The organism is Brevundimonas aurantiaca (genome assembly GCF_014199955.1).
Taxonomy (GTDB): domain Bacteria; phylum Pseudomonadota; class Alphaproteobacteria; order Caulobacterales; family Caulobacteraceae; genus Brevundimonas; species Brevundimonas aurantiaca.
The window spans coordinates 674,308-682,315 of sequence record NZ_JACHOQ010000002.1; the positions used below are offsets into that span (position 1 = coordinate 674,308).

General features: G+C 66.9%; 11 protein-coding genes. 7 read left to right on the forward strand and 4 right to left on the reverse strand.

Going from position 1 to position 8,008, the window contains the following annotated elements; genetic code table 11:
* The first annotated feature begins 44 nt into the window (after window positions 1-44).
* Both GGQ93_RS07435 and GGQ93_RS07440 read left to right on the forward strand, forming a co-directional pair.
* Complete coding sequence (locus tag GGQ93_RS07435) at window positions 45-902, forward strand: acyl-CoA thioesterase (protein WP_183216044.1); 858 nt, start codon at window positions 45-47, stop codon at window positions 900-902.
* A gap of 120 nt (window positions 903-1,022) precedes the next feature.
* A complete protein-coding gene (locus tag GGQ93_RS07440) occupies window positions 1,023-1,298 on the forward strand; it encodes a hypothetical protein (protein WP_182714945.1) in 276 nt (91 codons plus the stop codon).
* On the opposite strand, the gene GGQ93_RS07445 is transcribed toward GGQ93_RS07440, so the two are convergent.
* The 3 genes from GGQ93_RS07445 to queC are packed head-to-tail and all read right to left on the reverse strand — an operon-like array spanning window position 1,299 to window position 3,030.
* On the reverse strand, window positions 1,299-1,667 hold the full coding sequence (locus GGQ93_RS07445) for a 6-pyruvoyl trahydropterin synthase family protein (RefSeq protein ID WP_054765207.1): 369 nt from the start codon (window positions 1,665-1,667) through the stop codon (window positions 1,299-1,301).
* The gene (gene queE / locus GGQ93_RS07450) at window positions 1,667-2,302 is read right to left on the reverse strand and encodes a 7-carboxy-7-deazaguanine synthase (RefSeq protein WP_182714948.1); all 636 of its coding nucleotides are present in this window, start codon (window positions 2,300-2,302) and stop codon (window positions 1,667-1,669) included. Before queE ends, GGQ93_RS07445 begins: the two co-directional genes overlap by 1 nt.
* A complete protein-coding gene (queC, locus tag GGQ93_RS07455) occupies window positions 2,299-3,030 on the reverse strand; it encodes a 7-cyano-7-deazaguanine synthase QueC (RefSeq protein WP_183216046.1) in 732 nt (243 codons plus the stop codon). Before queC ends, queE begins: the two co-directional genes overlap by 4 nt.
* Before the next feature lie 233 nt (window positions 3,031-3,263).
* Between queC and GGQ93_RS07460 the strand changes: the two genes are divergently transcribed.
* On the forward strand, window positions 3,264-4,895 hold the full coding sequence (locus tag GGQ93_RS07460) for a response regulator (protein WP_183216048.1): 1,632 nt from the start codon (window positions 3,264-3,266) through the stop codon (window positions 4,893-4,895).
* Window positions 4,896-4,899: 4 nt separating this feature from the next.
* Here the strand turns inward: GGQ93_RS07460 and GGQ93_RS07465 are convergent, their stop codons facing one another.
* On the reverse strand, window positions 4,900-5,931 hold the full coding sequence (locus GGQ93_RS07465; protein WP_054765203.1) for a ligase-associated DNA damage response exonuclease: 1,032 nt from the start codon (window positions 5,929-5,931) through the stop codon (window positions 4,900-4,902).
* 79 nt (window positions 5,932-6,010) lie between these two features.
* Between GGQ93_RS07465 and GGQ93_RS07470 the strand changes: the two genes are divergently transcribed.
* From GGQ93_RS07470 to GGQ93_RS07485, 4 genes are all read left to right on the forward strand, one after another.
* Window positions 6,011-6,478 (forward strand): PaaI family thioesterase, encoded by a 468-nt coding sequence (locus GGQ93_RS07470; RefSeq protein WP_183216050.1) that lies wholly within the window; start codon window positions 6,011-6,013, stop codon window positions 6,476-6,478.
* On the forward strand, window positions 6,475-6,867 hold the full coding sequence (locus tag GGQ93_RS07475; RefSeq protein ID WP_182714950.1) for a PaaI family thioesterase: 393 nt from the start codon (window positions 6,475-6,477) through the stop codon (window positions 6,865-6,867). Before GGQ93_RS07470 ends, GGQ93_RS07475 begins: the two co-directional genes overlap by 4 nt.
* A 164-nt stretch (window positions 6,868-7,031) precedes the next feature.
* Complete coding sequence (locus GGQ93_RS07480; protein WP_054765200.1) at window positions 7,032-7,376, forward strand: hypothetical protein; 345 nt, start codon at window positions 7,032-7,034, stop codon at window positions 7,374-7,376.
* Between the two features lie 97 nt (window positions 7,377-7,473).
* Window positions 7,474-7,836 carry a hypothetical protein gene (locus GGQ93_RS07485; protein ID WP_183216052.1) on the forward strand — a complete coding sequence of 121 codons (363 nt, stop codon included), beginning with the start codon at window positions 7,474-7,476 and terminating at the stop codon, window positions 7,834-7,836.
* The last annotated feature ends 172 nt before the right edge of the window (window positions 7,837-8,008 follow it).

Genomic DNA, 8,008 nt, shown 5'->3' on the forward strand with positions numbered 1-8,008 from the left:
GCAGCGCCTTCCGTCCCTTCTTCGCCTGACGCAGGATGGCGCCCATGGCCGATACGACCCACCCCATCTCCCTCGACGCCGCCCTGGCCTTCCACACCCTGGACGACGGCGGCCTTTCGGCGCCCGTTCCCGGTCATTTCTCCAACGGACCGTCCGGCCTGCCGCCGGAGAAGGGCTTTCCCTTCGGCGGCCTGCTGGCGGCCCTGTGCGCCCAGGCGATGCGCCAGGGCCTGTCCCTGACCGCGCCCTTGCGCACCTTATCGGTTCAGTATCTGTCGGCGGCCCGCTTCGGCGAGCAGGTCGCCTTTCGTCCGCGCCTGCTGCGCGGCGGCCGCAATGTGATCTATGCGGCGGTCGAGGCCGAGCAGGACGGCCGCATGACCCATCACGCCACCGGAACCTACGGGCTGGACGGCGACGCCCCGCCGCTCGCCCCGCTTCATCGGCCGCCGCCCTCGCTGGACGGCCTGAACCCCGCCGCCACCATCCGGGGGCCGATGTCGCCCCATTTCGCCCAGCACGTCGAATACCGGTTCGACGGCGGGCCTAACATTCTGGGCGGCAATGCCGGCAAGCCGGTGATCGAACGCACCTGGATGCGGATGGCTGACCGCCGCCCGCTGGACGAGGTCGGCCTCTGCTATCTGCTGGACGCCCTCTATCCCCCGGCCTGGACCGCCTCCTCGACGCCCGCGCCCATGACCACCGTCGATCTGCGCATCGACATCCTGACCGACCCGACGCCTGAAACAGCGCCCGAGGGCTGGGCCTTCTTCGAGTTCCGGATGCTGGACCTGGGCCTGGGCTGGACGGTGGACGAGGCGACCGCCTGGGGCGCCGACGGAAGCCCGCTGGCGATCTCGCGCCAGCGCCGCAAACTGCTGCCGCAACGCGGCGCCTGACCTGAACGTCGCTCAGCCTCCGTTCATCATTATCAGGGACTATTCGAAATCTCTGGAGTAGGCTCCGGGCGTCGCTGTCGTCGCCTCTATCCTCTCGTCCAAATCTCTGGTGTCTCACCGATGCGTCGCAGCCGTCTCATCGCCGCTTGTCAGGCCGCCGTCGTAATGGGCGGAGCCTTGATGCTCCAGGGCTGCGTCGCCGGCGCCGTGGTCGGCGGGACCGCCGCCGTCGTGGGCGGCGCGGCCAAGGCCGGCGGCGCGGTCGTGGGCGCCGGCTTCGACGCCGTCACCACCTCCGACGAGGAAACCCGCGCCCGCCGCGAACGCGAACAGCGCGAGTACGAACGCGAACAACGCCGCTGCGAACAGCGGCAGAGGCAGGGCAAAAGCTGCTGACTACAGCGACAGCACGCACCGCTCGTTGATCGTCGGCCGCGCCACCTGCACCCGGCAAAGCCCCGGCCAGTCCGGCTTCAGGGTCTTGGCGAACCACAGGCACAGGTTTTCCAGGCTGGGCAGCTCCAGCCCCTCGTGCTCGTTCAGCATGCCGTGGTCCAGCTGCTCCGCCGCCGACTTCAGCGCCCGGTCCAGCGCCCCCAGGTCCGCGACCCAGTTGTGCTCGGCGTCCAGGGTCTCCGACCGGATCGTCGCCTCGACCGTAAAGGAGTGGCCGTGGACGCGACGATAGATGCTGCCCTCGGGTTCGTTGGGGAAGTGGTGGGCGGCGTCGAAGGTCGCCTGTTTGGTGATTTCGAAGACGGGCATTAGCGGACGCCGATGTATTTGTGGGTCTGGACGCTCAGGCGCCACTGGGGATGGGTCAGGCAATATTCGATGGCGGCGGCGGTGTTCTCCGCCTGGTCGGGGCCGTCCAGGGGCTGGAGCCAGAACCGTTCGAACGCGAGGTGTTCGAACCGCTCGGGCGGGGCCTTGGGCTGCGGATAGACCAGCTTCAGCTCCTGCCCCTTGATCTGGATCACGTCTGCGTCCGCCTTTGGGCTGACGCAGATCCAGTCGATCCCGTCGGGCGCCGCCAGAGTGCCGTTGGACTCGATGGCGATCTCGAAACCGCGCGCGTGCAGGGCCGCGACCAGGGGCGCATCCAGCTGCAGCAGGGGCTCTCCCCCGGTGCAGACCACCAGTTTCGGATCGCCCTCGCGCCCCCGCCACATCGCCGCGACATGATCGGCCAGCCCGTCCGCGGTGGCGAACTTGCCCCCGCCGTCCCCGTCTACGCCGACGAAGTCCGTATCGCAGAAGCTGCAGACGGCGCTCGCCCGATCCTGTTCGCGCCCGCTCCACAGATTGCAGCCGGCGAAGCGCAGAAAGACCGCCGGCCGGCCCGCCTGTCCGCCCTCGCCCTGGACCGTCAGAAAGACTTCCTTGGCCGAATAGGTCACGTCTGAGCGCCTCGGCCGGCGACCCATTCCGCATGCCCCGCCGCCCGCAACTCGCACGCGGGGCATTGGCCGCAGCCATAGCCCCAGGCGTGGCGATGCGTCCGATCGCCCTGATAGCAGGTGTGGCTGTCCTCAATGATCAGCTCGACCAGGGTTTCGCCCCCAATCCGATCGGCCAGTTCCCAGGTCTGGGCCTTGGTCAGCCACATCAGCGGGGTCTCGATCACCACCGGCTTGTCCAGTCCCAGCGACAGGGCCCGCGCCATGGCCTCCATGGTCTCGTGGCGACAGTCGGGATAGCCGGAATAGTCGGTCTCGCACATGCCGCCGACCAGCACCTCCAGCCCGCGCCGATCCGCCAGGGCCGCCGCCGCCACCAGGAAGATCAGGTTGCGCCCAGGGACAAAGGTCGTCGGCAAACCGCGCGCATCCATCTCAATCTTGCGGTCGGCGGTCAGGGCGCTCTCGGCGATCCGACCATAGCCGGTCAGGTCCACCACATGATCGTCGCCCAGCCGGTCGGCCCATTGCGGCAGGGCCGTCTTCATCCCCGCACGCACCGCCTGGCGCGCCTCCATCTCCACGAGGTGCCGCTGGCCGTAGTCGAAGCCGACCGTCTCCACCCGCCCGAACCGCTCCAGCGCCCAGGCCAGACAGGTGGCGCTGTCCTGCCCGCCGGAGAAGAGAACCAGGGCCGATGTCGTAGACTTTTCCAGGATGACGCTCATGACGAATCTGCGGTCGGCCGGTCGGCCGCGCGCATGCACAAAGGGATGAGGACCTCAGATGGGGTCGGGCGGGCCTTCTACACCAGACCCGCCCCCGGCGCAAAATCCTGAAACAGCCGGCGCCCGCCCCTGAGATGACACCGAGGGTACAGGCCGAAACTTTCTGATCCGGCTTAACTAATCGGCAAGCGCTACTGGTGCATATGGGAGGCGAGTAAGGAGTTCCAGGCAGTATGCCGACGATTGAGACCCTTTCAGAACAACCCGAGCCGGTAGGTCCGTCCACGCTCGGCTGCGAGGTTTTCGCCCGGTTCGAGCGCGAACCGGACACTTTGGTCATACCTGTCGTAGAGAACGACCGCCCCCTGGGCCTGGTGGAACGCACCACCTTCATACAGAAGATCGCCGGCCGCTTCGGCCACGCCCTCTACGATCTGCGCCCGATCACCTTCGCCATGGACCCCGAGCCGGCGGTGGTGGAAGGCGACGCTGAAATCGACGCCTTCAGTGAAATCCTGCTGAGGGGCGGTCCCGCCGCCCTGCTGCGCGGCTTCATCGTCACCAAGAACGGCCGCTATCACGGCGTGGGCACGGCTGCGACCCTGCTCCGCAGCGCGACCGACCGCCAGCGGCGCCACGAGGCGGAGCTGGCCAACCAAGCTGCAGCCCTCAACGACACGCGCGCCCAGGCCCTCATCGCCGCTCGCGCCAAGAGCCAGTTCCTGGCCATCATGAGCCATGAGCTTCGCACCCCGATGAACGGCGTCTTGGCCGTCGCCGAACTGCTGCGCCGCCAGCCCTTGAGCACGACGGCCCAGGCCCATGTGCAGACCATCGTCGAATCGTCCGAAAACCTGCTGCGCATCCTTCAGGACGCCGTCGACCTGGCCAAGGCCGAGGCGGGAGAGCTGGAGTTGACCCCCGTCGCCACCCCGCTGCGGGCCGTGATGGACGACGTCCAATCCCTATGGGAGCCGCGCGCCTCCCAGGACGGCGTGACCCTGCTGGTCGGCTACGAAGGCGACACGGAGCTGGCCGCCGTCATCGACGGAGTCCGCCTGAAGCAGGTGTTCAACAATCTGATCGGCAATGCGCTGAAATTCGCGCGCAATGGGGTGGTCGAGGCCGGGCTGAAGGCCTGGGTCGACGGCGACCAGGTGCGGATGGAGGCCCGGGTTCGCGACGACGGCCCCGGCGTCGACGCCGACCGTGTGGATTCCATCTTCGAACCCTTCGTCCACGGCTCGGGCCCGGACGGCGCCGGACTGGGCCTGTCCATCTGCCGCCAGGTCATCGAGCGTATGGGCGGTCGGATCTGGGCCGAGAACAACAAGGGTCGGGGCGCAACCTTCGCCTTCGACATCACCGCGCGCCGCGCCGCAGCGGTCGTCGAGCCCGCCTCCAATGTCTCGAGCCTGCCAGAACTCGATCTGAAGTCCGCGCCCCACGTGCTGATCGTCGATGACAACGCCACCAACCGCGTCGTGGCCCAGGCCTTGTGCGAAATGTTCGGCTGCAGTTCCGAACTGGCGGAGGACGGGCTGGAGGCGGTCCGGGCGGTTCAGGAAGGTCGCTATGATCTGATCCTGATGGACATCAAAATGCCGCGCATGGACGGGGTCCAGGCGACCCAGGCCATCCGCGCCCTGGGCGGCGAGGTGGGACGCACCCCCATCGTCGCCCTGACGGCCAACGCCGATCCCGAAGACGCCAAACACTATCTGTCCGTCGGCATGGCCGCCGTGGTGGAAAAGCCGATCAAGCCCGAGCGCCTGCGCATGGCGATGAACGCGGCCCTCGTCGAGAACAAGGGCGAGGACGAGACGCAGACGTCGGCGCCGGCCCCTCGCCGGGCGCGGCGCTGATCGCTCAGTCCGGCCGGACCTCCAGCGTCTCTTCATCCTCCTCGTCATAGCCGACCAGGCGCAGCGCGCGCGCCTTCTGGCCGTTCAGTTCGGCCCAGCGCAGAAGCCCCTCCTCCCGGCCATGGGTGATCCAGACCTCGTTGGGTTTCAGCTCCTCGAAGGTCGTGACCAGTTCCTCCCAGTCGGCATGGTCGGAGATGACCAAGGGCAGCTCCACCCCCTTCTGCCGGGCGCGCGCCCTTACTCCCATCCAGCCCGAGGCGAAGGCCACGACCGGATCGGCGAACCGCCGGGACCAGCGATCCTGCACGGCCGACGGCGGCGCGACCACCACCTCGCCTCCCAGCGCCCCCTTTGGGAGATCGCGCGTCGGCAGGATCGGCCCCAGATCGACGCCCTCGCGCTCATAGAGCGCGTTCAGCCGCTCCATGGCGCCGTGCACATAGATGGGTCGGTCCCAGCCCGCCTCACGCAGCGTGCGTATGATCCTCTGGGCCTTTCCCAAGGCGTAGGCGCCGACCAGATGGGCTCGGTCAGGAAACTGCGCCAGCGACCGAACCAGCCGACCGATCTCATCCTGCGCCGGCGGATGGCGGAATACAGGCAGGCCGAAAGTCGCCTCAGAGATGAAGACGTGACAAGGCACGGGTTCGAACGCCGGACAGGTCGGATCGCGCCGCCGCTTGTAATCGCCCGACACGACCATGGTCAGACCCTTCCAGCGCACCTCGACCTGGGCGGATCCCAGGACATGGCCTGCCGGAAACAGCCGCAGCTCGACCCCGTTGATCGCGGCCCTCTCTGCGTATTCGACCGCCTGCTCCCGCGCCGTAAAGGCGTCGCCGTAGCGCTCGGCCATGATGGCCAGGGTCTGGCGCGTGGCCAGCACGGCGCCGTGCCCCGCCCGCGCATGATCGGAATGGCCATGGGTGATCACGGCCCGATCCACGGGGCGCACCGGATCGACGTAGAAGTCGCCGGGCGGGCAATAGAGGCCGGCCGGCGTCGGATGCAGCAGATCTTCGGGTCGGATCATGGGGGCGTAACGCTCTCGACGCCGTCGGGTCGCCCCGTCATACAGAAGACTGTCACCGACTCCACGGACGCCCTTTCGCATGCACGACAGTTTCGTCGACGCCATCCTGCCACAACTCGCGGCGGGCGCCGCCCACACGGGCGCTCTGGGCTTCATCTTCGACGGGCTTCATGACGGCGCGCCGCGCATTCGGGTTCCCTGGCGGCCCGACCTGGTCGGCGATCCTGACACGGGGGTGCTGGCCGGGGGGCTGGTGACGACCCTCTTGGACCATATCGGCGGCCTGGCCGTCTGGACCGCCATGGACGCCTTCCACCCGATCGCCACCCTGGACCTGCGGGTGGACTATATGCGCGCGGCCCGGCCGGGCGTGGACCTTTTGGCCCAAGCCAGCTGCTATCGTTTAACCCCCACGATCGCCTTCGTGCGCGGCTGGGCGTTCGAGGACGATCCCGCCGATCCGGTTGCGGCGGCTCAGTCGGCCTATGTGCTGAACCGCTCGCGCAGCAGCACCAAGCCGGCGCCCGCAGGAGACGTCGGCGCATGAACGAGCTTCTGGATCGGCTTCCCTACGCCCGCTTTCTGAACCTCCAGACCCAGATGAACGGCGACGAGGTCACGGTGGTCATGCCCTTTGCAGATCAGTTGATCGGCAATCCGATGCTGCCGGCCCTGCACGGCGGCTCAACCGCCGCCCTGTTGGAAATGACGGCCATGGCACAGATCGCCCTGGCGTTTCCGAGTTCGCGCCTGCCGCGGCCGATCAACGTCACCGTCGCCTATCTCAGGACCGGCCGTCCGGTCGACGTCTTCGCCAGGGCCGAGATCAGCCGCGCCGGCCGGCGGATCGCTCACGTCCAGGCTGAGGCGTGGCAGGAAAGCCGGAGCCGCCCCATCGCCTCCCTGACCGCGCACTTCCTTCTGGAGGAATCCTAGCCTTTTCAAAGACTTTTGCTTGAGGCGAGGAAGGCCGCACGACGCACGCGCACCAGAACGCCTCCCCGCTCAACATTGATCGATTAGGTTAACAATATTCTACCAGAAGCGGTTAAGCCGTGTTAGGATTCATCCATTGTAAACCTTGTTTGAGGGGCTTCCCAATGGACCGTACTGAAGTCATCGCCGGCGTGGCTGCTGATCTGCACGCCACGGAACACGCTATCGACGCCGCCATCGCTCAAGCGACGACGCTGGTTCAATCCTTCATCAGCGCGCGCGCCGACCTCTCGCTGTCGCCGGTCGCCGCCACGGCCTCGCAAGCCAAGGCCATGGAAACCATCGCCGCCCTCGCCGCCGCGCGGGAGTCCATCGTGGCGTGCCACGGCGAGTTGCAGAAGGACCATCGCCGCCTCGGCTTCGGAACCTACGCCGCCGGCCCGATCGGCAAGCCCGACGACTGGCTTGACCCGAAGGACACGCGCAATCATCTCCGCTCGGTTGCATGAAATTAAGTTAAGGTTAGGCCTCATTATCACTTAACCTAACATCGCCTACAGTCGCCCCCTTCGCGTAAAACGCTTGGGGGCGACAATTATGGTAAACATGATGTACGCCGTCATAGGCGCCGTCTTCATGGTCACGATGGCGCTTTTTGCGCTGCTTAAGGGCGGAAATACTGAAAAGGCGGGCGCCAGCGCATACCTGATGGCGTGGTTTGCTTCGCTTGTCGTCCAACAGGAATCGCCCCGCGCCGATCAGGCTCCCCAGGGCGTCTTCTTCATCGACCTGATCCTGCTGGCCGTGTTTGCCGTTCTCGCTTTGAGATCAAACCGCGCTTGGCCCGTATGGGCCGGAGCCATCCAACTTCTCACAGTCCTGTGCCACCTCATCCTGCTGATGAACGGCCGGACGCCGGTCAGCGCGCTGTTCACCATCATGAACCTGAACGGCTACCTCATGACGTGACCCCCGTTTCTCATCCAGCCATAACGAGAGTCCTTTGGTGATCTGAACTGGGGTTGGTGGGGTTGGCAAGAGGCCGGTCAGCGTAGCCTCCAACCAGCGCAGCGGACCGGCCGATCTGTCCGGTGAGCGCCTCTGCGTAAGCCTGCGGCGTCAGCCATCCCAGCTGTGAGTG